Here is a 24,620-nt window from a genome sequence, read left to right on the forward strand (position 1 = left end):
ATCAGGATTGCTGAATCGCCGGGTTGGCGGAACTGGCGAGCTTACTTTTCCTGATCGCGTGCAGGTTGTTTGACGCAGCCCAGCGTATATTTCAGCGCGGCGGGCAGCAGCGCGCTCCAGACATCCCAGGTATGGCCACCGTCGATGATGCGTAACGCCGCGGGATTTCCCGCCAGCCGAAGATGCGTGTAAAGCGACGACGCATCGGCCTGGATCGCGAGGTCGTCGTCGCCGGCGGCGATGAACATCGGCAGGCGATACGGCTGGCTCATGTACCGCTCCCATTGCGCCGGATAATTGAGCGCATGCCAGACGTGCGGGTCGAACTGCCGGTCGCCGAACACGCCGACGCGGCGCGCCGCCGAAGCGAGCGGCGGCTCGTTCGGATAGATCGCAGGACTGAGCAGGAGTGCGCCGCAAAAGAGCTCGGGTTGCGTGATGGCGTAGCGCAGCGCGCCGAAACCGCCCATCGAAACGCCGCCGATCATCCGGCCGCCGCGCTGCGTTGCGACCGCGTAGCGCGTTTCGATCTCAGGCAACAGATCGTCGAAGAACGCGGTCTCCATCTTCTCCTTGCGATCGACATACCAGTCCGTGCCGCCTTGCGGCATCACGATCACAACCGGCGGCATCTCCTTGCGCTCGATCAGTGCGTCCGCGCTCGCCTGCAGGTGGCCCTGCGTGAGCCAGTCGTTGGCGTCGCCGTTGTTGCCGTGCAGGAGGTAGAGCACCGGAATGCGTGCGGCGTCGTGGCGATAGCCGGTGGGCAGATAGATCATGTAGGCCCAGTCCCGGCCGAGCGCTTCGGAATGGAAGCTTCGGCTGATGATGGTGCTGGCGCTCGCCGGCGCGCCGACAGCAGCGCATAGCGCGAGGAGTGCGGAATGTAGGAATAGACGCATGTCAGTGTAAGAGGCGGCCGCGCGGGTCGGGCGCGGTCGTCATGCTAGCAGTATCGGCAGTGGAAATCGGAAAGCGGCAAGCGGCAAGCGGGAGCGCGGCAACTGGTTGGGCAGGCAAGCGGCAAACAGCAACAAGGCAAACGGCTTCACAGCAAAAGCTCACGCGCGCATACGCACGCCGCTCGCTCAGGGCGACGTTCTGAGGCGCAAGCTCCAGATGCGCGCGGTGAAGCGCTTGAGCGGCTCGGATGCCCTCGCGACGGCGAACAGTGCGCCGACGGCACAGGTATCCGCCACCAGTCCAAGGGGATAGTTCAGATAGCCGTCGGTCGCGGCATACAGCAGAGAATCGACGACTAGCGAAATCACGGCGCCCGCGATAAAGCACAGCAGGCCTTTGCGGCCGATCATGCCGACCCACGGCATCCATTGCGCGAGCTTTCTTGCCCAGCCGAGTTCGATCAGGTTTGCGACGAGCCAGGCGATCGCAAGAAAATTGACTGCGCGCAGGTACGAGAGGTTTTGCTTGAAGCTGCCGTCGAGCGGCTCGCGTTCGATAAACAGCTTGTAGTAGGCCGCGGCGGCGACCACGGCGAGCGCCAGCGCGCTGACCAGCCAGCCAAGACGATGCGCGCTGATCCGCTGATAAATGGGCTGGCAACGTGCCAGCACGCCGAGCACGAACAGCAACTGCCAGGCAAACGGGTTGAAATCCCAGTGCATGTCCGGCGCGGCGGGCAGATAGGCGTCGATAGCCGGTGCGCCCGCCCACAAGGCAACGCTGCCGGCCAGCAGCAGCCACGGCTTGCTGCGCGCGAGCGGCAGGATCATGGGTACCAGCAGCGCGAAGAACGTGTACATCGGCAACACGGAAGCGAGATACGGCTGACGGCGGAACAGGAGGATGTCACGCAGGGCGGACACGGGGGCGTCCATCAGATCGTCGAGATCGGTGGTGGCCAGATTCGGACCGTCGATACTGAATGCGCTTAGCACCGCGCTGACCAGCAGCATCAAGCCGGCCGTGATGAGGAACGCACGATAGATTTCGAGCGAGCGCCGCAGGAAGCGGCTGCGCGCGGTCGCCTCGTTACGCCGTTCGGCGAGCGCGGCATAGGCTGTCGCCGTGGCGAAGCCGCCAAGGAACACGAAGACCTCGGCCGCGTCGCACAGCGCATACGCATGCAGCGTGACGCGCGACAGAATGCTGCCGCCGATGTGATCGACGACGATGATCAGGAGAACCAGCCCGCGGAAAAAATCGAGCTCTATCAGGCGGGATTGCGACTTTTGCATTGTGTAGCGCCAAAAGCAGCCCCGTGCGACGGCGCGCTAGTCCAGCGCGTCAGGCGTCTCACAAAGCTTTTTGAAATTGGATTGGTGTTGCGGCGGGCGACCAACCGCGGGGCGGTCATACGCGGATGGCCGCACCGCGTCGCCGCTTGAACCGGCCATGCGAGGCTCGGTGCAGAGGCCAGTAAAAATGACCCGTTTGACGGCGCCGAGTTCCGCTGCAGCGCCGCAAAAGCTTTCGATTATATTTCTTTCCATGACAAAGCCGCTACGAGAAGTGCGGAGCGGGGCGGCCAATCGGCCAGCCGGCTTAAGTCCGCTCGGCGCGGCGCCGTTTACCTGAATAAGCGCGGCGAAAGAAGAGGCTGATGCATGCAGTGGAGATTTCGCAACGTTTTGAGATATGCGCGCGACACCCGATGGACGGCGACGTAACGGCGTGTGAGGATTTCCTGAAAGCGCGTCGGGGTCGATAACGCCTCAAGAAGCGTTAAAAAAAGCGGTCGGATCGAGTTGTCCCATTGCTCGAGCTCAGGGAGATCTTCATGAACAAGCAAGTGTTCGCGCTGGCTGTCTCCACCGTTTTGTCCGCCGCTTCGTTAGCGATTTTCTCCCCCCCTGCTTTTGCCCAGACGAGTGTGACGCTGTATGGCGTGCTCGATGAAGGCATCAACTACACCAATAATGTCGGGCGCGGCCATGTCTATGAACTCGCGAGCGGCTATGCGCAAGGCAGCCGCTGGGGCTTGAAAGGCGCCGAGGAACTGGGCGGTGGCCTGAAGGCGATCTTCCAGCTGGAAAACGGCTTCGACGTCAGTTCCGGGCGGCTCAACCAGGGTGGCCGGATGTTCGGCCGCCAGGCGTTCGTCGGTTTAAGCTCGCAGCCGTACGGCACATTGACGTTCGGCCGCCAGTACGACTCCGTGGTCGACTTTCTGGCGCAAACGACAGCCAACGGCAACTGGGCCGGCTATCTGTTCTCGCATCCGTACGATAACGACAACACCGACAACTCATTCCGCCTCGACAACAGCGTCAAGTACACCAGCCCGTCGATCTCGGGCTTCCAGTTCGGCGGCGTCTACAGCTTCAGCAACGACACCGGCTTCGCTAACAATCGCGCGTACAGTTTCGGCGGCCAATACGCCTATGGCGGACTGCTGGTGGCCGCGGCGTATCTGCAGGCCGACAACCCCGGCAACGGCTCAAACGGCGCGATCACGGCGAACGATGCCAGCTTTATCGCCGCCCGCATGCGCGTGTTCGGCGGCGGCATCACGTACACCTTTGGCCCGGCCACTGCCGGTTTCGTGTACACCAACTCGAACTACCTGGACCCCACCGGCAACGGCTATCTCGGCGTGACGCCGCTCGTGCCGCCGGGTGTGTTGTTGAACTCGCTGAAGTATCAGAATTTCGAGGTGAACGGCAAGTATCAGATTTCGCCGACGCTGTTCGTCGGCGCGCAGTATGTGTACACGATGGAAACCTACGACGCCTCGAGCGGCGGCGTGAAACCGAGAATTCATTCGTTCGGTTTGATGGCGGACTACAACCTGTCCAAGCGCACCGATGTGTACATTCAGGGCGAATATCAGCAGGTGACAGGCGACCCCACCTATTCGATTCTGGACGATGCCTTTACGCCCGGCACCCAGGCGCCGTCATCGACGTCGAAGCAGGTCGTGGTGCGCGCGGCAATACGGCACAAGTTCTAGGGACGGCGGCAGGGCGAGGCGGGGGGACTCCCGGCGGGGCACGGCAGATTCAGTTCATGACATAGTTCTGAATCAGAATACCGATGACCACGCCGGCGGGAATGCCGAAGGTTCTGCCGCGAATCGTCGCGCTCAGATCTTCGTCGAGTACGAAGCTGCAGCGGCGCTCACGCCAGACGGTTTTATAGGCCAATGGCTTTGCGTCGACAATAACGAGGGAAATGAGCGCGGTCAGGATGACCTGCTCGAGAGCGTGCAGCTTCGCAATAAACGGCGAAAATTCACCGGCATTGCAGAGCAGCACCATCACGACCGCAGCGACCAGGGCGCCGAAAAAGAAACCACCCATGAATCTGTTCGCTGAATTAAGAGAATCCACTTAAACCTCAAATCATCCGCCGGCTTTATCGAACCGGCGGAAGTAAAAAAATATGCTGACGGAAATGACTTTCCGTTTAAAGACTTGCCTCGCTTTGGCAGCAAGGCTGACAGGCTTTAAAAGGACCCGTAAGGATATTTTTTTGACGCTCTTCGGCCTATCGTCCTTTTCCTAAAGTCGTGTGGGATCAGTCTGAACTGGCTGGCGCGCGGCCAGGCCGCTGACAGAACAACCGTAGCGGTGGCAGGGCGCTCGCCACGGTGTGCGTCAGCGCCCATGCCTGTCACGGTGACCGTGGCGGGCCACCGGCGAGCTGCCGCTTACGCACCGAACAGATTCAACTTTGCGTACTGCAGCAGCATGATGGTCTTCCCGTCGACGATCTCGCCGCGCTCGACCATCGCCAGCGCTTCATCCACCGGCAACTCCAGCACCTCGATATCTTCGCCTTCGTCGGCAATCCCGCCGCCCGCGCCGACTTTTGCCACCGCATCGTATTCAGCGACAAAAAAATGCAGCTTTTCCGTCACCGAACCCGGGCTCATGAAGGCTTCGAATACCTTGCGCACTTCATGCACCCGGTAGCCGGTTTCCTCTTCGACTTCGGCGCGAATGCGTTCCTCGGGCGAGGCCGCCTCCAGCAGGCCCGCCGGCGCCTCGATCAGCATGCCGTGATGGCCGTTGACGAATGCCGGCAGGCGGAACTGCCGCGTCAGCACCACCGTGCGGCGGTGCGCGTCGTACAGCAGCAAGGTCGCCCCGTTGCCGCGGTCATAGGTTTCGCGGCTCTGGCGCTGCCAGCTGCCGTCCGCGCGTTGGTAGTCGAAGGTGGTTTTCTTCAGCACGTACCAGTCGTCCGATAGCACTTTCACGTCGACAATCCGCACCCGCCCGGCAATTTCGTTCATGACTCGCATCCTGTCCTCGCATCTGGTCCTGTTGGGAAACGCGGTCTGCACCGCATGCGATTCATGGTATCGTGCAGTATCGTGCAAAAACAAGAAAATTCGTGCAAATTCTCAACTTGCTGACAGGACCGCCGCCGTGCTCACATCGCAAAGAAAACAGTTGATTCTTGAAGCGCTCAAGCGTGACGGCCAGGTAATCGCCAAAACCTTGAGCGCGGCGTTCGACGTCTCCGAGGACACCGTCCGGCGCGATTTGCGCGAACTCGCCGCTGAGGGGCAGCTTCAGCGCGTGCATGGCGGGGCCTTGCCGGCGTCGCTGGCGGCGGTGGATTTTGCCGGGCGCGAGCAGATCGAATCGGCGTCGAAAGCGGCGATCGGCCGGGCGGCGGCGGGCCTGATCGGGCGCGGCCAGATTGCGTTCGTCGACGGCGGCACGACAGCCGTGCAACTGGCGCGTCATCTGCCGCGCGACTTGCGGGCGACGATCGTCACGCACAGCCCGAGCATCGCAGTCGAGCTCGCGGAGCACACGGAACTCGAGGTCATCATGATCGGCGGGCGCCTGTTCCGGCATTCAATGGTCAACGTGGGTGCGGCGGCCATCGAATCACTCAGTCACATTCGCGCCGACCTCTATTTCATGGGCGCAACCGGCGTGCATCCGCAAGCGGGTCTGAGCACCGGCGATATGGAGGAGGCCTGCGTTAAACGCGCACTCGCGGAACATGCGGCGGAAACGGTGGTGCTGGCGTCGGCGGAAAAACTCAATGCGGCGTCGGCGTACCGGATTGCGGACGTGTCGGCGGCCAGCACGATCGTCGTCGAGCGGCATACGCCAGAGGCGCTCACCGCGCCGTTCGAGGCATTGGGTATCACGATCTTGCGTGCCTAGTTAAGCGTCATAAACCCGCTGCCATAACGGTCCATACCCAATCTCTTATCTGCGAGATAACGGACAAAAATTAACGCACCGTGTGTCCAAACAGCGCGATAATCCCGGCCCTTGCCCTCGGTAGGGCAGGGAAAAAGGCAACTCACGGTAGTTCAAGGTCAATCAGATCGACTGCGGCATGGCCGAAGGTGTGGCCGCTGCACGTCGCCGGTACGTTCTGGCGCGCGCAAGTGCCCGCGCTTCGAATGCCTCCCTCGTGGTTTACCGCCGTTCAGCGCAGGTCCACCGCGTGTAAGCTGGTATGCGGCCGCGCCGCGCCGGCCTGTGTTCCGCGTTCGTCCTGCCATCGGGTTGCCGCTGTGTTCACTAAAGGAGAAGTCCATGGGGAAACTCGACCTTTCGCGTCGTAGTTTTCTGAAGGCCAGCGTGTTGGCGGGTGTGTCGGTGTATATCGCGCCGATGGGCAGCCGCGCATTCGCTGCGTTGTTCGAAGAAAAAATTCTGACACCGGTTCAGTGGGACGCCGCCAACGGCCAGGCGAAATTCCGGATCGACGGGATCGCCAAGGTGACCGGCTCGAAAGTGTTCGCGCGCGACATCCGCGCCGCCGACATGCCGCACTGGCCGCAGCAGCAGTCGCACGCCTTCATCCTGCGCACGACGCAAGCCGACCGCAGCTACGAAGGCTTCGACCTGACGCTGCTCGGCGACGAACTGAAGCCTGACCGTGTGGTCACGGCGGCCGATCTGACGCGCGACGGCCTGATCTTCCCGGCCTTCTACGGCGACGACATGTTGCTACCGCCCGGCAAGACGCCCGCGTATCTCGGCCAGGCGGTTGCGATCCTGATCTATCACGACTTCGCGCGCTTCCGTTTCGCGAAAGACAAACTGAAGTTCCAGGATCAGATCATCCGTTATGGCGCGCAAACGGGGCCGCTCGAACGCGATCCGTGGGGCACGTTCCGCTTCGTGCGCGTCGGCGGCAAGACGCCCTATGACGAGGACATCTTCTCGAGTCTGAAAGACGCGCCGGTGTTCCCGAGCATGATGCGCAAGCACCAGCCGGTGTGGCCGGACGGCGTCGAACACGGCAAGCTCGACGAACAGGGCATGTTCCATGCCGGGCAGATCCAGCAGGAGCTTGATCATCCGTCGGCGGACTGGCTCGTGCTGGAACGCGAGTACAACACGCAGTCGATCGACACGGCCGCGCTTGAACCCGACAACGCGAACTGCTGGTACGACGCGGCGACGCAATCGCTGCATATGGTCGTGCCGACCCAGGCGCCGTCGGAAGTCGCCGACAGCGCCGCCGGCATGGTGGCGAAGTGCGCGTTCCCGGTGAAGAACCTGTTCATTCACCCGTGCTATACGGTCGGCTACGGTTCGAAGGACCACTTCAACGTGCCGTTCTACGGCCTCGTCTGCGCGATGTATGCGGAGGGCCGCCCGGTGCGTCTTGCCAACGATCGCTACGAGCAGTTCCAGACGTCGTTGAAACGCCACGCGTTCAAGATGCACTACCGGATCGCCGTCGACAAGAACACCGGTCTGATGCAATCGTTCAAGGCCGAGATGGAAGCGGACGGCGGCGGACGCTGTAACTTTTCGCCGTCGGTGGCAATGGTCGGCGCGACGGCTGCGCAATCGATCTATTACTTCCCGAAGAACGATCTCTCGGCGGTGGCCATCGCCTCGCGCGCGATCGACGCCGGTTCGGCGCGCGGCTACGGCACGCTGCAAAGCATGGCCGCGACCGAGATGATGGTCGACGAAATCGCCGCGCAACTGAATGTCGACCCGATCGACTTCCGCCTGAAAAACGCGCTGCGTTCGGGCATGAAAAACACGCAGGGCGCGGTGCCCGCCGGCGCGATTCGTGTCGACGACGTATTGCAGAAAGCGAAGCTTCATCCGCTGTGGGTGAATCGCACGAAGCGTAAGGCCGAGTTCGAAGCCGCGCATCCGGGCAAGCGTTATGGCGTTGGCTTTGCGTGTGTGCAGAAGGACTTCGGCACGGGTGCGGAAACCTCGTTCGCGAAGGTCGAGTTCAGCGCGGACGGCAAGATCAGCCTGCAACATACGGCTGCCGAAATCGGCACGGGCATGTCGACCTCGCAGGCGATCGCGGTCGCGAAGTGGCTCGGCATGCCGGCTACCGACGTGCACGTCGCGATCACCGACTGGCCGGACCTGCCGGTCGTCACGAGCGGCGATCCCTACATGATGTCGCAAGCGGACCAGGACAAACTGGCCGCGAATCCGCGCTGGTCGCCGGGTTATGCGTCGCCGTCGAGCGCGACGAATTCGGCGTTCTACTTTACGCACAGCACGCGCGAGGCGGCACGCGTTGTGTTCGCGCACGGCTTGTGGCCGGCGGCCATGGCGATCTGGAGCCAGGGCGGCGGCGGCGGTCAAGCGGCGCCGCTGGTGGTGCGCATCGAAGACGCGCGTTGGGTCGACGGCAAGCTGTCCGCGGCGGGACTCGAGGCGCTGCCGTTCGAGCAGCTCGCGAAGAAAGCGCACGAGCTGGGTCTGGTCACCGGCGCGACCGTGCACGTGTTCAATCGCTGGCAGTGGACCGAGTCGGACTTCGAGATCGACGGCAGCGTCGAGCGCCTGCCGCTCGACGGGCTTGCGCTTCGTTACGGCGACAACGCTTCGGTCGATAAAAAGAAACTGCAAACCACGCCGAACCATTACCGCGTGCTCGATCGTCAGCGTGTGTTCATTCCGCCGGTTCAGCGCAACAACGCGGCCGTTACGTACTACAGCGCAGTTGGAACGCTGGTCGAGTTGTCGGTGCATGAAGCGAGCGGCAAGGTGGACTTGCTCGCGCATCACTCCATCATGGAATGCGGTAATCAGCTCTCGCCGCAACTCGTGTCGGGCCAGTTGCAAGGCGGCCTCGCAATGGGTATCGGCCATGCACTGCACGAGTATTTGCCGCTCTACGAGGACGGCCCGGGCAACGGCACGTGGAACTTCAATCGCTACCACTTGCCGTGCGCAACCGACGTCGCCGTCTGGACCCAGACCGGTGAGGTACTGCCGCCGCTGACCGAGACCGACCCGCCGAAGGGCATCGCCGAAGTGGTGATGATTCCGGTGGTCGGCGCGATCGTGAACGGTATCGCGCACGCAATCGGCCATCGCTTTACCGACCTGCCGGTTACCCCGCAACGTATTCAGAAGGTGCTCGCATGACGGCCCCCATTCAAACTTCCGCCAATGCGGCGAGCGGCGCCGTTGCCTCGGGCAAAGCCTTTGGCGCCTCCGCTGCATCCGCTACGGCTGGCGCCTCGGGCGCTGCCGCCGCCAATCCGGCTTCTGCTGCCTCGGGTGCGGCGGTGTCTGCCGGCGTTTCCGCCAGCGCGCCGGCCGCGGCTGTGGTCGAGCGTCCATTGACGCATTTCCGCACGCTGCCGGTTTCGGTCAAGGTGAACGGCGAGATTGTCGGCCCGACCGACGTGCCCGCCGGTCTGATGATGATCGATTTCCTGCACGAGTATCTGCATCTGACCGGCTCGCGCCTCGGTTGCGGGCAGGGCATCTGCCACGCGTGTGTCGTGATCGTCGACAAGCCGGACGGCACCAGCGAAGAAGTGCGCACCTGCATCACGGGCGCGAATTTCTTCCATGGCAAGACCATTCGCACGATCGAAGGCCACGCGAAGCGCAATGAAGCAGGCGAGGTCGTCGAACTCTCGCCGATCCAGCAGAAGTTTCTCGAGCACTTCAGTTTTCAGTGCGGCTACTGCACGCCCGGTTTCGTCAATGCGGCGACCGTGCTGATCGAACGTCTGAAGCGTCAGCCGATCGGCAAAGACCAGGTCGAGCAAACCATTACCGAAGCGCTGAACGATCATATCTGCCGTTGCACGGGCTACGTGCGCTACTACGAGGCCGTGAAGGAGGTTGTGATGACCACGCCTGGCCTCGTAAAGGAAGCCGCATGATGCGCCCCTCGATGAATGTGCGTCGTGCGCTACTGTTGCTCGGCACGGCCGCTTTGCTGAGTGCTTGCGGCAAGCATGACGACTCCGCTGCCGCGATGCAGGCCGCCGCCGCATTGGGTCCGCAATCCACCGCCGCCGATCCGCTCGCACGCGGCCGTTACCTCGTGAAAGCCGCCGACTGTGCCGCCTGCCACACTACGGCGGACGGCGCGCCGTTTGCTGGCGGCGTGAAGCTGGCTTCGCCTTTCGGCACGTTCTACGGCACCAACATCACGCCGGACAAGGATCACGGCATTGGCAACTGGAGCGCGGACGATTTCTACGGGGCGCTGCACGACGGCGTCACGCCGACCAAGCAGCTGTATCCGGCCATGCCGTACACGTCCTACCGGCAGTTGTCGCGTGCGGATAGCGACGCCATCTATAAGTATCTGATGGCGCAGAAACCGGCCGCCGTAGCGAACCACGAACCCGAGCTGTCGTTCCCGTTCAACATGCGTTTTGGCGTGCGCTTCTGGAACTGGGTGTTCCTGAAGGACACGTTGCCGGACGCATCGAAAGGGCAGGCCGCCGACTGGAATCGCGGACGTTATCTGGCGAACGCGCTTGGCCATTGCGCCGAATGCCATACGCCGCGCGGCAAGTTCGGGCAGCTCGACGATGCGAAGCCGCTGACGGGCGCGGCACTCGGCCGGATCGCCGCGCCGGACATCACGCCGCATGGTTTGGCGGCGCGTGGCTGGACGGCTGCGGACCTGCAGACGTTCTTCGCTACGGGCATCGCGCCGCAAGGCTCGGCCTTCGGCGAGATGTATCCGGTTGTGCATCTGAGCAGTCAGTACATGACGCATGACGATCTGCGCGCGATGTCGACCTATCTGCTCGGCGATCAGGCACCGGCGCCGCAACCGTTGCAATCGATTTCCGCGGATGCCGCGCAACTCGAGGCGGGACGCAATGTGTATCTTGGCGTGTGTGCGGGCTGTCACGGCCTTGGCGGCGAGGGCAAGCCGCACGTCGCGGTGCCGATGCACGGCAACTCGACAGTGCGTCAAGGCGATGCGCATAACCTGATCGTGGCGATGCTCGACGGTATTGGCGCACAGGACTTCCCGGGCCTCGAACGGATGCAGGATATGCCGGGCTTCGCTGCGCAACTGAGCGACACGGAACTCGCGCAGCTCGCGAATTATCTGCGTGCGACGTACGGCGGCCAGGCTGCCGACGTGACGGCCGACGCGGTGAAAGCGTTGCGATGAAACATGCCGTGCGTCGGGGCGCTGCAGGTGTGGCGTCAGGCGTTATGTAAGGAGGAGCCGGTGCCGTCAAAGGTGCCGGTTTTTTTTTGCGTGTCAAGCGTGAACGGCGAGGTGAAAGATCATCTCGCCGCCTGCGCATGGCGTGCAATGAACTCGCGCGTCATGCGCTGCTCAAATGGTATCGCGCCGCTGCCGCCCGGCGGCGCGGCTACGTTTCGCCGTAGATCAATCTGATTCCCGTTCTGGAGACTTCATGAGTAATCGCGCGACGCAAACCGCACCTCAACATCCTTCCGCCCAGTCGCTGGGCGCGCCGCTGGCTTGCGTGCAAGGCACGATCAGCAAGGTGTTCTTAAGCCCCGAGTTTCACAACAACGCCAATCACCAGCACTTCGTCGTGAGGATCGACAAGGTGTTGAAATTCGAAGGCGGTACGCAAAACCTGATCGGCACCGAGGTATTCGTCGCCGTGCGTTTCGGCGACAGCGAGGGGCTGGCGCAGCAAATTCCCGGATTGCAGGCGGGCCAGCCGATCGAGGTTCAAGGCGAATATATCTCCGACGCCAGCGCCTATCCGACCGAAGACAACTCCAACCCCGTTCTGCCGGTACTGCACTTCACGCATCATCCGGTCGGCTATGTGAAGTATCAGGGCCAGTCCTACAGCTAACCGACCTTGCTCTTATCGAGTTGGATGGGCCTTGCGCCCGTCCGCTCGCCCACCCATTTTTTCCCCTTGACGCTCACCGTCGGGCGACCGGACATTCAAGTTTTTGCGGCGTTTTGCCGTTAAAGCACCCGTTGCCGTCCGGTCGTCCGGCGGCGCAGTCGTTTGCGGGTCATTGCGACCGTGCGCGTGGAGGCGTGAGGCCAACACGACGCATGAGGCGCGGACCGACCTGGTGTACCGGGTCAGGCAGCCACGACGGCGCTGAGCTGACCTGCACGGAGCCGAGGTTGCTCGCTGGCTTGCGGTGCCGGGCTGGTTGCGCACGCAACGGTATCTGCAACACCGTGCGTAAGGTTTGTATCAAAACGTGTGGGGCGCGACGTTTTTTGCAAAACGCACTTTACAATTCCGCGTGAATTTTAATCGGCAATCTGGCCCTTTTCGCGGAAGATCGCCTGTTATCGGACATTTGGGCATCCGGTGTCCGGGTTTCCGGGAAGGCGAAAAGGATTAGGTTGGATGGCAGGGCACGAGTGGGCGCCGCACGAGGCGGCCTCGCTGTGTCGCGAAAGAAAGCAGCGCGTCGACAGAACGCGCGCATCGCACGCGACAGGGCAACACCCGGCGCGCCAATAAGAAAGCAGGAGTCGAATATGTTGGGAAAGCGTTTCGACAGAACAATGATGGCCAGTCTGGCTGGCGTGTGGGTCGCGCTGGCGGTCAGCGGTTGTGCGAATGTGGGACAGCAGGGCGCGACGCCGGACGCATCGGCTGCGTCCGGGGTGCCGGCAGCGGCTGCAGCGCCAGCTTCCGATGCGCTCGCAAGCCCGTCGGTCAAGCTGACCGCTGACGACGGTGCGCCGCTTAAGAAGGCGCCGCCTTTGGAGTATCGCGTCAAGCGTGGCGACACGTTGGCGCGCATCGCGCAGGACAATCATTGCAGTGTCAAGCAGTTGCAGGCGTGGAATGGCCTGAAGCCTTCCTCGCGATTGAAGCGCGGGCAGGTGCTGCACGTGGCCTCGCCGGAAACGGTGCGGGAAGTGAATGCAGCCGCCGCCGCTGCGAAAACGACTGCGGCGTCCGCGCCGGCTGTTGCGCTCGCCGCGCAGCAGACGTCGACGGCAACCACCGCGCAAGCAACGTCGTCAGCATCAGCGCAATCCACCCCGCGATCGCCCGCGCCTAGCGCGGCCGAGGCGCGCGAAGTCGCGCAGCAGACTGCCCGGCATGCGAACCGCGTGTCGCTGGCATGGCCTGCGGGTGGCCGCGTCGTCGAGGCTTTCCAGCCGGGCGAAACGCGCGGCATCGAAATCGGCGGCAAGGCGGGCGATCCGGTGCGGGCCGCGGCCGACGGCAAGGTGATGTACGCCGGCACGGGTCTGAATAGCTATGGCAGTCTGATCATCGTCCAGCACAACAAGGACTTTTTGACTGCCTACTCGCATAACCGCAAGCTGCTGGTGAAAATCGGCGACATCGTGCGGCAGGGGCAGCAGATTGCCGAGATGGGCGACGAAAATAACTCGCGCGTCTCGGTCGGGTTCGAGTTGCGCCACGACGGCAAGCCGATCGATCCGATGCCGTATTTGCCGCAGGGCCGCGGCTAGACATCAGCGGGCGTTTATTCGGCGATTATTCGCCATCTCCAGACAGGCAGCGATCCCAGGCAATCATTTGCCGAGTTCGCTGCTTCGTCACGTCCATCCGTCCAGATCCGCTACCCGGCAGATCGGCTAACGGCTCGGCGCCTTCAATCGAGCCAGCGCAGCGCCGCCGCGACAATCGTTTCAGGTGGCATCGTCCATCATCAGATGACCGGTCTTCGGCATTGACTGAAAGCGCTCGGTTTGATCGCGGAACGTAAAAGCTTTCGGGAAGCGGCTAGTGTTGCATAGCGGTGAGCATGGCGAAAAAGTCTGCATGCCTCAGCAGGGCGCAGCGAGGCGTGCTGACCAGCTTGTCATCGTATGCTCTGAAGGTCTCCCGCAAAATCTCACCTTTATTTTATTCAGCAAAGCCAGGCAAATTCACAAGATGCTAGCTCTCGGCATCGCCGTGTCGATCGGTGAACGGCGCAGACACAGCGCACTATTACAAAATGCGCATAAATCACCTTGAAATAAGGTGTCGTTGTGTTGGCTGGATTCGGAAAGCCTGGTAATCGTCGAGGACACGTCGAATTTGTATTCGACGAAATAACGCGTGATCGACCGAAATGCGTGCGAGGCAAGGGTGAGGATATTCGGGAGCCGAACGCTCAATCCGAACCGGACGCCGTGCTGCCGCATTCAACCACGGCGACGACGTCCGCCCAACGCCAGCGAAGCCCATGCGAAGAAGTAACGCGCCGCAGGCTACTTCGCTTCAGTGCCGCGCAGCAATTGCGAAACCTGGCCGTGGTGATGCAGGATCGCCGGGTCGGCTTGCAGGAGCGGCAAGTAGCGCGGAAGGAATGCGTTGTCGGGCTGATCGGGAGAAAAGAGACCGCGGACCGCTTCGGCCGCGGCCAGCCGATCGGCGGCGTCCGCTTCCTTGTCGTCGAGAATCTCGTCGACGTTCGCGATCACCGTGGAGAGCGGCGTGAGCCAGCGGAACGCCGAGCCGTTGATGAGCACCTGCAGGAAGGCCGCCGGCGTCACGGGGCCGAATTCCTTTTCGTAAGACGCGCGCTCGTGATCGAGAATCGACTTATGCAGCGCCAATAGCGGTCTGCGAATTTCCGAGAGGAATTGAATGCATTGCTGGTCGTTCATCTTGCAGCTCCTTCGGATAGTCATGCCGGATCAAGCCGGGCGATTGGATCAAACCAGATCCATGCTAACAAAATCACTCGATGATGCATCGACAAGAATGTTGCGCGACCACGAAGCGCGTCACATCAAGCCAATGCGGTAATGGTAACGCATTGATTTTCATATCGTTTCACTTCCGGCGTGGGGCAGCGGCAAGTCTTTTTCGTCTCGTGGATACCCTGCGCACATGCACACCCTGTCTGCGAACTTCTTAATCCACGTCTACAATTTCCGGGTCTCCTCCGGCGCACTCGCGCTGCGTATCATCTTCTGCACGCATTGGTCTGTAGCCGCATCGCGTATTAGCACGGCGTGTCGAATAAACACGGCAAGTCTTTGCGGTTTGGTTCGAGGTCTCTGCCTAAACAGCCTGACAAACAATAAGCCCCACCCGGAGCCGCCCATGACAACGTTCAACATCAACGGCCAGACTCATACTGTCGACGCACCCCCGGACATGCCCCTGTTGTGGGTGTTGCGCGACCTCGTCGGCTTGACCGGCACCAAGTTCGGTTGCGGCATCGCTCAATGCGGCGCCTGTACCGTGCATCTCGATGGCGTCGCGGTGCGCTCGTGCGTGCTGCCGGCGGCGGCTGTCGGCGACAAGAAAATCACCACCATCGAAGCGGTCGGCAGCACGCCGGCCGGGCAGAAGGTCCAGCAGGCATGGCGTCAGCTGGACGTCGTGCAATGCGGCTACTGTCAGTCGGGGCAGGTGATGTCGGCGGCCTCGCTGATCGCGAGCAACCCCAATCCGACCGATGCGGACATCGACGCCGCCATGGCCGGCAACATCTGCCGCTGTGGGACGTACAACCGCATCCGCGCGGCGATCAAGCAAGCCGCGAAGGGAGCCTGACATGTCCCGGGGATTGCTCGATGCACAAAACGGCGCGGAGTTGGCGAAGGACGGCAAGGGTGGAATCACACGCCGCACGTTCCTGAAATTCAGCGTCACGGTGGGCGCGGCAACGGGCGGCGGCTTGCTGCTCGGCTTCAGCATGCCGGCCGCCAGTCAGGATCAGAAAGCCGGCAAATCGGTGATCGGCGGCGATGCTGACGAGGCGCCGCAGAATGGCGTGTTCGCGCCGAACGCCTTCATCCAGATCGACACGGCGGGCAAAGTCACGCTGGTGATTCCGAAGGTCGAAATGGGGCAAGGCGTCTACACGTCGATCCCGATGCTGATCGCCGAAGAACTCGAAGTGCCGCTCGGCTCCGTCACGCTCGACCACGCGCCGCCGAATGAAAAGCTCTTCATGGACCCACTTCTCGGTGGCCAGCTCACCGGTGGTTCGACATCGATCCGCTATGCGTGGGAGCCGATGCGCCGTGCCGGTGCGGCCGCGCGCACCGTCCTGATCAGCGCCGCCGCACAGCAATGGCAAGTCGATCCGGCAAGCTGTCACGCACAAGCCGGGCAGGTGATTCATGCGGCGAGCAATCGCAGCATCGGTTACGGACAGTTGGTGAACGCCGCGGCGAAGCTGCCCGCGCCGCAGAACGTGCCCTTGAAAGACCCGAAAGATTTCAAGCTGATCGGCACGGCGGTGAAGCGTCTCGATTCGCCCGAGAAGGTCGACGGTACCGCCATGTTCGGACTGGACGTGCGGGTACCCGACATGGCCTACGCGGCCATCGCGAATTGTCCGGTATTCGGCGGCACGCTTGCCAGCGTCGACGATACCCATGCGAAGAAAATTCCCGGCGTGCGCCAGGTCGTCAAAGTCGATAACGCGGTCGCCGTGATCGGCGATCACACGTGGGCCGCCAAACGCGGTTTGCAGGCGCTGGAGATCAGATGGAACGAAGGCGCGGGCGCGCAGATCGGGATGAAACAGATCGTCGACGATCTTGCCAATGCAGCGCAACGCAATGGCGCGGTGGCGCGTAAAGACGGCGACGTGAACAACGCGTTTTCAAACGCGAAGACCCGCGTCGACGCCGTGTATCAGCAACCGTTCCTCGCGCATGCCACGATGGAGCCGATCAACTGCACAGTGCACGTACGGCCCGACGGCTGCGAAATCTGGATCGGCTCGCAAGTGCCGACGCGGGTGGTGGACGCGGCGGTTGCCGTCACCGGTTTGCCCGCGGACAAGATCGTCGTGCATAACCATCTGATTGGTGGCGGTTTTGGCCGGCGGCTCGAATTCGACATGGTCACGCAGGCGGTCAAGATCGGCAAACAGGTGTCGACGCCGGTGAAGGTGCTGTGGACCCGCGAAGAAGACATCCAGCACGACATGTACCGGCCGTACTACTACGACAAGATCTCCGCCGGGCTCGACGCGAACGGCAAGCCAATCGCGTGGCAGCATCGGATTGTCGGCTCGTCGATCCTGGCGCGTTTCGCGCCGCCCGCGTTCAAGGACGGTATCGATCCGGATGCGGTGGAAGTCGCCTCCGATCTGCCGTACGACCTGCCCAATCAACTGATCGACTATGTGCGCCAGGAACCGCATGCCGTTCCCACCGCGTTCTGGCGCGGCGTGGGACCGACGCGCGGCACCTTCGTGGTCGAGAGTTTCATCGACGAACTCGCCGCGCAGGCGAAAGTCGATCCGGTCAAATACCGCCAGGATCTGCTGGGCAAAACACCGCGCGCGCTGAACGTGCTCAACACCGCCACGCAGGCGGCGAACTGGGGCAGTGCGGTGCCGAAGGGCCAGGGGCGCGGTGTGTCGGTGATGCATGCGTTCGGCAGCTTCTTCTCGATCGTCGTCGATGTAGCAGTCGATCAGGGCGAGGTGGCCGTCAAGCGCGTGGTGTGCGCGGTCGATTGCGGGATGGTGGTGAATCCGAACACGATCGAAGCGCAGGTGCAAGGCGGCATCATCTTCGGCATCACGGCCGCGCTCTATAGCGAGATCACGATCAAGGACGGCCGCGTGGAGCAGAACAACTTCACCGACTACCGGATGCTGCGGATCGATCAAACGCCGCCTATCGAGGTGCATATCGTGAAGAGCAGCGAGGCGCCAGGCGGCATCGGCGAGCCGGGCACGGCGGCGCTCGCGCCCGCGCTGACGAACGCGATTTACGCGGCTACTGGCAAGCGGCTCCGGCAATTGCCGGTCGGCAGTCAACTGCAAACCGCCTGACTAGAGACCACCATGAACAACACACTCAAGGGTTTCGGCGCGGCATTGTGCGTGGCGTTGCCGTTCCTGACGCAATCCCCGGCGCAAGCTGCGGATCAGGCACTGGTGCAGCGCGGCGCCTATCTGGCGAAGGTTGGCGATTGCGTCGCCTGTCATACGGCGCCGAAGGGCAAACCGTTCGCGGGCGGCTTGCCGATGACCACGCCGATGGGCCAGATCTACACCACCAACATCACGCCGGACCAGCAAACCGGCATCGGCAATTACACGGAAGAGGACTTTGCGAAAGCGATGCGCGAAGGCGTCGCGAAAGACGGCCACAACCTGTATCCGGCGATGCCGTATCCATCGTATGCGAAGGTCAACGACGACGACATGAAAGCGCTGTACGCGTACTTCATGAGCGGCGTGGCGCCGGTGCAGCAGGCGAACCGCGAGCCGGACATCAAATGGCCGTTGAACATGCGCTGGCCGTTGAAGTTCTGGAACATGGTGTTCCTCGAGAAGGGCGCCTACCAGGATAAACCGGGCAAAGACGTGGCGTGGAATCGTGGCGCGTACCTCATTCAGGGACTGGGGCATTGCGGCTCGTGCCATACGCCGCGCGGCATTGCGTTCCAGGAGAAGGCGCTGGATGAAAACGGCACCGCGTTCCTGACCGGCGGCCTCCTCGACGGCTGGTTCGCGGCGAACCTGACCGGCGAGCACAACGTTGGCCTCGGTCGCTGGAACGATCAGGATCTGCAAGCGTTCCTGAAGACCGGCGCCAATCGCCATGCATCGGCATTCGGTTCGATGACCAGTGTGATCAACAACAGCACACAGGCCATGAACGACACCGACATCGCCGCGATGTCCGCGTACCTGAAGTCGCTTCCGCCGGCGGGTGGCAGTGGCGCGCCGCCTTATACGTATGATCTACAAACGACGAAGGTGTCGTTGAACCGTCCCGCGAACAATGCCGGTGCGCGCGTTTATACGGCGTATTGCATGCACTGCCATGGCGTCGACGGACGCGGCTTTGCGCCGATGCTGGCGCCGTTGGCGGGCAATCCGAACGTGCTGGAGAAGGATCCGTCGTCGCTGATCAACGTGACGCTGAACGGCACGGAGGATCTGGTGATCGGCGGGATTCCCGCACCGTATCCGATGCCGAAGTACGCGCCGGTGCTCAACGACCAGCAGATCGCCGATGTCCTGAGTTTCGTGCGCGCCGGGTGGAATAACGGTGGGTCGGCGGTCACGGCGGCCGACGTGGCGAAGTTGCGCAAGTCGACCCAGGCGGCGCGATAGAAACATCGGGCTGACAACGAAAAAAGCGGCAACCGTGCAAAACGGTTGCCACTTTTTTATGGACCTGCAGAAAGCGTTAGCGGTGCTGCCCGACCTTCGCACGTTTCTCCAGCACCCGCGCATACCACGTCAACGGGAAGCACATCGCGAAGTAAATCATCGCGACCATGCCGTAGATCGGGAACGGGCGAAACGCGGCGTTCGTGATCATCGTGCCGGTCTTGGTCAATTCCGTGAAGCCGATGATCGACGCGAGCGCCGTGCTCTTCACCACCTGCACGAGGAAGCCGACTGTCGGCGCCACGGCGATCTTCAGCGCCTGCGGCCAGATGATGTAGCGCAGTTGCTGGCTGAACGTCATGCCCAGACTCGCCCCGGCGGCCCACTGGCCACGCGGCACGGCTTCCACGCAGCCGCGCCAGATATCGACCAGATAGGCGCTCGTATAAAGCGTCAGCGTGACGGCCGCTGCAACCCACGGCGAGACGTCGACACCCAGCAGCGGCAGGCCGAAGAACGCCAGAAACAACTGCATCAGCAGCGGCGTGCCCTGAAACACTTCCACATACACCACAACGATCCGCCGCAGCCACGGCAACGGCGACACGCGCATCGCGAGCAGGATCAGCCCGACAATGCCGCCGCCGACAAACGCGATCAACGACAACAGCACCGTCCAGCGGGCGGCGAGCAGCAGATTGCGGGCGATGTCCCACAGGGTGAATTCGACCATGATCAACGCTCCGTCGGCAGAGTGCGGGCGCCGCGCCACATCAGGCGATTGCGCCAGTTACGCGGCGCGCTGTTGCTGCTGCCGCGTGCCGCGCGGCCCGCGAAGAGGCCGCGGCCGAGCCGGTTCATGAGTTGCCGCAACACGATCGACAACACCAGATACGTCGCGGTGATGATCAGGTAGCTTTCGAACGAGCGGAAGTTGCGCGACTGGATGAAGTTGGCCGCGTAGGTCAGATCGGGCACCGAGATTTGCGAGACCACCGCCGAGCCGAGCATCACGATCAGCACCTGGCTTAGCAATGCGGGAAACACGTTGGCGATCGCTTGCGGCAGCACGACATAGCGAAACACTTGCCGCTCATGCAGACCGAGCGCTTGCGCCGCCTGCGACTGGCCGCGCGGAATCGAGTCGATACCGGCGCGCACGATTTCGATCGCGTACGCGCCGAGATTGACGGTCATTGCCAGAATCGCGGCTTGTACTTCGTCGATATGAATGCCGAGGCTCGGCAAGCCAAAGAAGATGAAGAACAACTGCACGATGAAGGGTGTATTGCGGATCAACTCGACGTATGTCGCGATCACCCAGCGCGCCCACTTCGGCCCGGCCACCGCGATGCTCGCGCCGCCAATGCCGACGAGGCCGCCGAGCAACGTGGATACGGCGGTGAGCCCCAGCGTGACGGCGACGCCGCGCGCGAGCAGCCCTGCGTAGAGGCCGAAGCCGCTGAAATCGAACGCATAGGTCATGAGGTGGCGCTCATCGTGAGGTCAAACTCCAGCGGGCGCCTCGAAGGAAATCACCTTGGGGGCGCCCGCGCAAAAAAGATTTAGAGGTCGGCCGGCAGCGGCGCACGCAGCCATTTCTGCGCAATCGAGTTCATCGTGCCGTCCTTGCGAGCCTTGGCAATCGTTTCGTCGACTTTCTGCTTCAGGCGCGGTTCGTTCTTGTTCAAACCGACGTGATCCGGCGAGCTGAACAGCGAGAACTTCTGCTCCGGATCGTTCGCCGGATGACGCGCGAGAATGGTTGCGCCAACGTCGTTGCCGACTACCATCAACTGTACCTGACCAGAAAGAAACGCCGAAATTGCGCCGTTAGGATCGTCGAATCTTTTGATGTTCGCGCTGGGCGGCGCGATCTTGGTGACGCTCAGGTCTTCCAGCGTGCCGCGCGCAACCGAAATCGACTTGCCGGCGAGGTCGGCGGCGTTTTTCACGGGCAGCGTTTTCGGACCGAACACGGCGAGGTAGTAGGGCGCGTAGGGCTGCGAGAAGTCGATCACCTTTTCGCGCTCCGGCGTCTGGCCGACTGAAAGCAGCATGTCAGCCTTGTGGTCGGCGAGGTAGGCCATGCGGTTGTCGCCCGTCACCTGCACCAGTTCGACTTTCGCGTTGAGCGCTTTGCCAATCAGGTTGGCGACGTCGATGTCGTAACCCATCGGCTTCATGTCCGGGCCAATCGAGCCGAACGGCGGGTAGTCCTCGAATACGCCGATGCGTACCGTGCCGGACTTGGCGATAGTGTCGAGCGCGTCGGCATGGGCGGCCGACGAAAAGGCGCACAGTGCGCCGAGGCCGGTGAAGGCGAGCGTCGCGGCGAGCGTGGCGAAGACGCGGCGTGTGTTCGATTGGGCAACTTGCGGCTGATTCATGGTCTTTCCTCTGTCGAAAACTCGGTATTGGAATGGGCTTCAGTGTGAGTGTTTCAATGTGCCGCGCGGGCAGCGATCAGTTTGCACGCATGCGGTGGCAATTCTGCGAGCACCGGCATGCCGAGCGTCAGCCCCGGCGTTTCGCGCGGGGTGGTCGCGGCGGTCAGGGTGAAACCCGTGCAATCGATCGTTGCTTCGAGCGACGCCCCCACGTCGCGGATAAACGTCACCGTGCCCGCGAGCCGGTTTTGCCCGGCATTGTCGGACGCCAATTTGACACACACATCTTCCGGCCGGATCAGCAGGCGAATATCGCTGCTGGACGACGGCACGCGCGCGGGTTGCGCAACGGCAATGCGCCTTCCGCCCGGCAGACTCACGGCGCCCGCGCCGTCGTAAGTGACCGGCAGGATGTTGCCGAGCCCGATGAAGTCAGCCACGAATTCGCTGACCGGGTCGCGATAAATATCGAGCGGTTTGCCGACTTGCGCGATCCGGCCTTTCTCCATGACCACGATCTCGTCGGCCATCGTCATCGCCTCGCGCTGATCGTGCGTCACCATGATCGTCGTGATGCCGAGACGCTGTTGCAGCAGGCGGATTTCGACCTGCATCGCTTCGCGCAGTTTGGCGTCGAGCGCGGAGAGCGGCTCGTCGAGCAACAGCAGTTTCGGTTGCGACGCGATGGCGCGCGCAATCGCCACGCGTTGACGCTGGCCGCCGGAGAGTTGCGTGACCGGCCGGTTCGCCATATGCGGCAACTGGATCAGCTCCAGCAATTCAGCAACGCGGCGCGCTTGCGCGTCTTTCGCGGTCTTGCGTAGCTTGAGCGGATACGCGACGTTCTGCGCGACCGTCATGTGCGGAAACAGCGCGAGCGACTGAAACACCATGCCGAAGTCGCGCTGATTGGCGGGCAGATGCGTGATGTTGCGGCCGGCGAAGTTGATGCTGCCCGAGCTCGGCGTCTCTAGCCCGGCGATCATCCGCAAGAGCGTGGTCTTGCCGCAGCCGGACGGCCCGAGAAAGCACACCAGCTTGCCGTCGGGCACGCTCAGATCGACGCTGTCGACGGCATAGGCCGCGTTGAACCGTTTGGTCACGGCCTGCAAGGTCAGATGGGTCATCGAATGCTCCAGCAAAAAGGCATCGGCACAGCGCGAATCGGAAGGGTGGCCAAAGCGGTGATCAAAGCGCCACCCCTTCGTCGCCGATCAGCTTTTCGAGCAGCCAGATCAGCGCGAAGTCGATCGCGACGATAAAGACGGCGAAACAGAACACGGTCGGATCGAGCGACGACACCGTGCGGCTATAGAGCCACACCGGCAGCGTCATCGTGTCGATGCCATATAGAAAGAACGTCACCGTGAATTCGTTGAACGAGACAATGAACGCGAACAGCATGCCCGCGAGAATGCCGGGGCGCATGAGCGGCAGGATCACGTCGATCAGCGCGCGGCTCGGGCTCGCGCCCATCACGCAGGCCGCTTCCTCGAACTCCGGGCCGATCGAGGCCACCGAGGCCGCGCAATTTTTCACGGTGAACGGCAGCGCCAGAATCACATGCGCGATGATCAGGCGGAATACGCCGAGTTCGACCGGCAGCACGTTGAACACCAGCAGCAGCGACAAGCCGAGCATCACGAGCGGATAGACGAGCGGCAACGCCACCAGTTGTTCGACCGCCGGTTTGCCGCGAAAGCGATAGCGGCTCAGCGCGTAGGCGGCGGGCACCGAGACGAGCGTGGCGATGACCATTGTCGAGAGCGCGACGATCAGGCTCGTGCTGAGCGCGCCGCCCATCGAGAGGGTGTCGCTCGCGTCCGGCGAGACGAAGCTGTGCCACGCCGCGCGATACCAGTGCAAACCGTAGGCGTGCGGCGGGAATTCGAGCGTGTCGGCCGCGCTGAATGACATCGTGATCATCGTCAGAATCGGCAGCGCGGCGAGAAACAATACGACCGCGGCGAGCAGCGCGGTGGCCTTGCCGAGCTGGCCGGGCATGGTCGTGGGCAAACGCGGCAGGCGTGGTGAACTTGGAAGGCGCGGAGTCTGGATCGGCGTGCTCATGCGTGAGGCTCCTCGGCGAGACGTTGCGTACGGCGCACGAGGCGCTGCGACAGTGCCATCACGGTGAGCGTCGCGATCATCAATACGACGCCCGATGCCGAAGCGGCGGGCCAGTTCAAGAGGGGCGCGACCTGGTCGTGGACCAGCACGGCGAGCATCGGCACGCGGCGTCCGCCGAGCAGCAGGGGCACGGCGAAAGCGCTGGCGTTGTAGGCGAACACGAGCAGCGCGCCGGACACGAGCCCCGGCATGGCAAGCGGCAGCAACACATGACGCAGTGTTTGCCAACGCGTCGCGCCGAGCGTGGCCGCGGCTTCTTCATACGAGCTGGAGACCGCGCGCATCGCGCTCGATAACGGCAGCACGGCCAGCGGAAACGCCGTCTGAATCAAACCGAGCAGCACACCGTGTTCGCGATACAGCCACATCACCGGACGCTCCACGAGGCCGCTGCCGAGCAGCGCGTGATTGAGCAGGCCGGCCGGCCCGAGAATGATCAGCCACCCGTAACCTTGCAGCAGCAGATTGACGAGTAGGGGCAGCAGCACGCCGGCCAGCAACAGCCGCCGCGCGAGCCGCGACTTGGTGCGCGCCATTGCCAGGGCGACGGGAATGGCCAGCAGCACGGCGCAGATCATGCTTTGGAACGCGAGCTTCAACGTGAGCCACAACGACTTGAGGAAATAACCGTCGAGGAGATCCGCATAGTTCTGCAGCGTGAAGCCGTGCCATTCGTTGCCCTGGGTGCCGAAACTCATACGCAGCACGACGAGCGCGGCCGCGCAGAGTATGGCGAGAAACAGCAGGATTGGCGTGAGCAGAAGCCAGGGGCGTGCTTTCGCGAGCGTCGTGGACGCCTGTTCGTCCGGTGTGCGGGATGCGGTGCCGGGCGAGCCGGAAGCCGCACCCGGCGCATCACCCTGTGCCGGGTCAGATGCAGCGCCCGGCACCGATGAGACACGCCGCGAAAAGCGCGTAAGCATCGCGC

21 protein-coding genes are annotated in these 24,620 nt (G+C 62.6%); 10 read left to right on the forward strand and 11 right to left on the reverse strand.

What is annotated here, in order from left to right; all coding sequences use genetic code 11:
* Positions 1–41: 41 nt before the first annotated feature.
* On the reverse strand, positions 42–902 hold the full coding sequence (locus KHO23_RS26765; RefSeq protein WP_211614686.1) for an alpha/beta hydrolase: 861 nt from the start codon (positions 900–902) through the stop codon (positions 42–44).
* Between the two features lie 186 nt (positions 903–1,088).
* Positions 1,089–2,198: an OpgC domain-containing protein gene (locus KHO23_RS26770; RefSeq protein ID WP_211614688.1), complete on the reverse strand. Its 1,110-nt coding sequence runs from the start codon at positions 2,196–2,198 to the stop codon at positions 1,089–1,091.
* Positions 2,199–2,740: 542 nt separating this feature from the next.
* On the opposite strand from KHO23_RS26770, the gene KHO23_RS26775 reads away from it, so the two are divergent.
* A complete protein-coding gene (locus tag KHO23_RS26775) occupies positions 2,741–3,913 on the forward strand; it encodes a porin (RefSeq protein WP_211614690.1) in 1,173 nt (390 codons plus the stop codon).
* Between the two features lie 49 nt (positions 3,914–3,962).
* Here the strand turns inward: KHO23_RS26775 and KHO23_RS26780 are convergent, their stop codons facing one another.
* Both KHO23_RS26780 and KHO23_RS26785 read right to left on the reverse strand, forming a co-directional pair.
* Entirely contained in the window at positions 3,963–4,262 is a 300-nt protein-coding gene (locus KHO23_RS26780; protein ID WP_236067000.1) for a hypothetical protein, read from the reverse strand.
* A 350-nt stretch (positions 4,263–4,612) separates the two neighbouring features.
* On the reverse strand, positions 4,613–5,200 hold the full coding sequence (locus tag KHO23_RS26785) for an NUDIX domain-containing protein (RefSeq protein ID WP_211614693.1): 588 nt from the start codon (positions 5,198–5,200) through the stop codon (positions 4,613–4,615).
* 136 nt (positions 5,201–5,336) lie between these two features.
* On the opposite strand from KHO23_RS26785, the gene KHO23_RS26790 reads away from it, so the two are divergent.
* From KHO23_RS26790 to KHO23_RS26815, 6 genes are all read left to right on the forward strand, one after another.
* Positions 5,337–6,092, forward strand: coding sequence for a DeoR/GlpR family DNA-binding transcription regulator (locus tag KHO23_RS26790; RefSeq protein ID WP_211614695.1), 756 nt, complete (start codon positions 5,337–5,339; stop codon positions 6,090–6,092).
* Positions 6,093–6,473: 381 nt separating this feature from the next.
* On the forward strand, positions 6,474–9,302 hold the full coding sequence (locus KHO23_RS26795) for a xanthine dehydrogenase family protein molybdopterin-binding subunit (protein WP_211614697.1): 2,829 nt from the start codon (positions 6,474–6,476) through the stop codon (positions 9,300–9,302).
* Positions 9,299–10,054 carry a (2Fe-2S)-binding protein gene (locus KHO23_RS26800; RefSeq protein WP_211614699.1) on the forward strand — a complete coding sequence of 252 codons (756 nt, stop codon included), beginning with the start codon at positions 9,299–9,301 and terminating at the stop codon, positions 10,052–10,054. The genes KHO23_RS26795 and KHO23_RS26800 overlap by 4 nt, the downstream gene beginning before the upstream one ends.
* A complete protein-coding gene (locus KHO23_RS26805; protein WP_211614701.1) occupies positions 10,051–11,313 on the forward strand; it encodes a c-type cytochrome in 1,263 nt (420 codons plus the stop codon). The genes KHO23_RS26800 and KHO23_RS26805 overlap by 4 nt, the downstream gene beginning before the upstream one ends.
* Before the next feature lie 253 nt (positions 11,314–11,566).
* Positions 11,567–11,983, forward strand: coding sequence for a hypothetical protein (locus tag KHO23_RS26810; RefSeq protein ID WP_211614703.1), 417 nt, complete (start codon positions 11,567–11,569; stop codon positions 11,981–11,983).
* 656 nt (positions 11,984–12,639) lie between these two features.
* Complete coding sequence (locus KHO23_RS26815) at positions 12,640–13,590, forward strand: peptidoglycan DD-metalloendopeptidase family protein (RefSeq protein ID WP_407946075.1); 951 nt, start codon at positions 12,640–12,642, stop codon at positions 13,588–13,590.
* Positions 13,591–14,337: 747 nt separating this feature from the next.
* Here KHO23_RS26815 and KHO23_RS26820 read toward each other — a convergent pair.
* Positions 14,338–14,736: a hypothetical protein gene (locus tag KHO23_RS26820; RefSeq protein ID WP_211614707.1), complete on the reverse strand. Its 399-nt coding sequence runs from the start codon at positions 14,734–14,736 to the stop codon at positions 14,338–14,340.
* Between the two features lie 442 nt (positions 14,737–15,178).
* Here KHO23_RS26820 and KHO23_RS26825 point away from each other — a divergent pair, with 442 nt between their 5' ends.
* Genes KHO23_RS26825 through KHO23_RS26835 form a run of 3 tightly spaced genes read left to right on the forward strand, consistent with a single transcriptional unit; the run spans position 15,179 to position 19,172 of the window.
* Positions 15,179–15,634 (forward strand): (2Fe-2S)-binding protein, encoded by a 456-nt coding sequence (locus KHO23_RS26825; protein WP_054036421.1) that lies wholly within the window; start codon positions 15,179–15,181, stop codon positions 15,632–15,634.
* 1 nt (position 15,635) lies between these two features.
* Positions 15,636–17,879 carry a xanthine dehydrogenase family protein molybdopterin-binding subunit gene (locus tag KHO23_RS26830; RefSeq protein ID WP_211614709.1) on the forward strand — a complete coding sequence of 748 codons (2,244 nt, stop codon included), beginning with the start codon at positions 15,636–15,638 and terminating at the stop codon, positions 17,877–17,879.
* A 12-nt stretch (positions 17,880–17,891) separates the two neighbouring features.
* Positions 17,892–19,172 carry a c-type cytochrome gene (locus KHO23_RS26835; protein WP_211614712.1) on the forward strand — a complete coding sequence of 427 codons (1,281 nt, stop codon included), beginning with the start codon at positions 17,892–17,894 and terminating at the stop codon, positions 19,170–19,172.
* A 76-nt stretch (positions 19,173–19,248) separates the two neighbouring features.
* Here the strand turns inward: KHO23_RS26835 and KHO23_RS26840 are convergent, their stop codons facing one another.
* From KHO23_RS26840 to KHO23_RS26865, 6 genes are all read right to left on the reverse strand, one after another.
* The gene (locus tag KHO23_RS26840) at positions 19,249–19,905 is read right to left on the reverse strand and encodes an amino acid ABC transporter permease (RefSeq protein WP_211614714.1); all 657 of its coding nucleotides are present in this window, start codon (positions 19,903–19,905) and stop codon (positions 19,249–19,251) included.
* A 2-nt stretch (positions 19,906–19,907) separates the two neighbouring features.
* Positions 19,908–20,657, reverse strand: a complete 750-nt coding sequence (locus KHO23_RS26845; protein ID WP_211614716.1) for an amino acid ABC transporter permease — start codon at positions 20,655–20,657, stop codon at positions 19,908–19,910.
* 80 nt (positions 20,658–20,737) lie between these two features.
* Positions 20,738–21,562: a transporter substrate-binding domain-containing protein gene (locus tag KHO23_RS26850; protein WP_211614718.1), complete on the reverse strand. Its 825-nt coding sequence runs from the start codon at positions 21,560–21,562 to the stop codon at positions 20,738–20,740.
* Positions 21,563–21,615: 53 nt separating this feature from the next.
* The gene (locus KHO23_RS26855; protein ID WP_211614720.1) at positions 21,616–22,689 is read right to left on the reverse strand and encodes an ABC transporter ATP-binding protein; all 1,074 of its coding nucleotides are present in this window, start codon (positions 22,687–22,689) and stop codon (positions 21,616–21,618) included.
* Positions 22,690–22,750: 61 nt separating this feature from the next.
* Complete coding sequence (locus KHO23_RS26860; RefSeq protein ID WP_211614722.1) at positions 22,751–23,632, reverse strand: ABC transporter permease; 882 nt, start codon at positions 23,630–23,632, stop codon at positions 22,751–22,753.
* Positions 23,629–24,615, reverse strand: coding sequence for an ABC transporter permease (locus tag KHO23_RS26865; protein ID WP_407946076.1), 987 nt, complete (start codon positions 24,613–24,615; stop codon positions 23,629–23,631). Before KHO23_RS26865 ends, KHO23_RS26860 begins: the two co-directional genes overlap by 4 nt.
* Positions 24,616–24,620 lie beyond the last annotated feature (5 nt).

It is taken from the genome of Paraburkholderia haematera (assembly GCF_905220975.1).
Taxonomy (GTDB): domain Bacteria; phylum Pseudomonadota; class Gammaproteobacteria; order Burkholderiales; family Burkholderiaceae; genus Paraburkholderia; species Paraburkholderia haematera.

Bases quoted from the DNA above. Each gene is read 5' to 3' on its own strand.
- KHO23_RS26765 (WP_211614686.1), bottom strand. From the start codon at position 902: ATGCGTCTATTCCTACATTCCGCACTCCTCGCGCTATGCGCTGCTGTC.
- KHO23_RS26770 (WP_211614688.1), bottom strand. From the start codon at position 2,198: ATGCAAAAGTCGCAATCCCGCCTGATAGAGCTCGATTTTTTCCGCGGG.
- KHO23_RS26775 (WP_211614690.1), top strand. From the start codon at position 2,741: ATGAACAAGCAAGTGTTCGCGCTGGCTGTCTCCACCGTTTTGTCCGCC.
- KHO23_RS26780 (WP_236067000.1), bottom strand. From the start codon at position 4,262: ATGGGTGGTTTCTTTTTCGGCGCCCTGGTCGCTGCGGTCGTGATGGTG.
- KHO23_RS26785 (WP_211614693.1), bottom strand. From the start codon at position 5,200: ATGAACGAAATTGCCGGGCGGGTGCGGATTGTCGACGTGAAAGTGCTA.
- KHO23_RS26795 (WP_211614697.1), top strand. From the start codon at position 6,474: ATGGGGAAACTCGACCTTTCGCGTCGTAGTTTTCTGAAGGCCAGCGTG.
- KHO23_RS26800 (WP_211614699.1), top strand. From the start codon at position 9,299: ATGACGGCCCCCATTCAAACTTCCGCCAATGCGGCGAGCGGCGCCGTT.
- KHO23_RS26805 (WP_211614701.1), top strand. From the start codon at position 10,051: ATGATGCGCCCCTCGATGAATGTGCGTCGTGCGCTACTGTTGCTCGGC.
- KHO23_RS26810 (WP_211614703.1), top strand. From the start codon at position 11,567: ATGAGTAATCGCGCGACGCAAACCGCACCTCAACATCCTTCCGCCCAG.
- KHO23_RS26820 (WP_211614707.1), bottom strand. From the start codon at position 14,736: ATGAACGACCAGCAATGCATTCAATTCCTCTCGGAAATTCGCAGACCG.
- KHO23_RS26825 (WP_054036421.1), top strand. From the start codon at position 15,179: ATGACAACGTTCAACATCAACGGCCAGACTCATACTGTCGACGCACCC.
- KHO23_RS26830 (WP_211614709.1), top strand. From the start codon at position 15,636: ATGTCCCGGGGATTGCTCGATGCACAAAACGGCGCGGAGTTGGCGAAG.
- KHO23_RS26835 (WP_211614712.1), top strand. From the start codon at position 17,892: ATGAACAACACACTCAAGGGTTTCGGCGCGGCATTGTGCGTGGCGTTG.
- KHO23_RS26840 (WP_211614714.1), bottom strand. From the start codon at position 19,905: ATGGTCGAATTCACCCTGTGGGACATCGCCCGCAATCTGCTGCTCGCC.
- KHO23_RS26845 (WP_211614716.1), bottom strand. From the start codon at position 20,657: ATGACCTATGCGTTCGATTTCAGCGGCTTCGGCCTCTACGCAGGGCTG.
- KHO23_RS26850 (WP_211614718.1), bottom strand. From the start codon at position 21,562: ATGAATCAGCCGCAAGTTGCCCAATCGAACACACGCCGCGTCTTCGCC.
- KHO23_RS26855 (WP_211614720.1), bottom strand. From the start codon at position 22,689: ATGACCCATCTGACCTTGCAGGCCGTGACCAAACGGTTCAACGCGGCC.
- KHO23_RS26860 (WP_211614722.1), bottom strand. From the start codon at position 23,632: ATGAGCACGCCGATCCAGACTCCGCGCCTTCCAAGTTCACCACGCCTG.
- KHO23_RS26865 (WP_407946076.1), bottom strand. From the start codon at position 24,615: ATGCTTACGCGCTTTTCGCGGCGTGTCTCATCGGTGCCGGGCGCTGCA.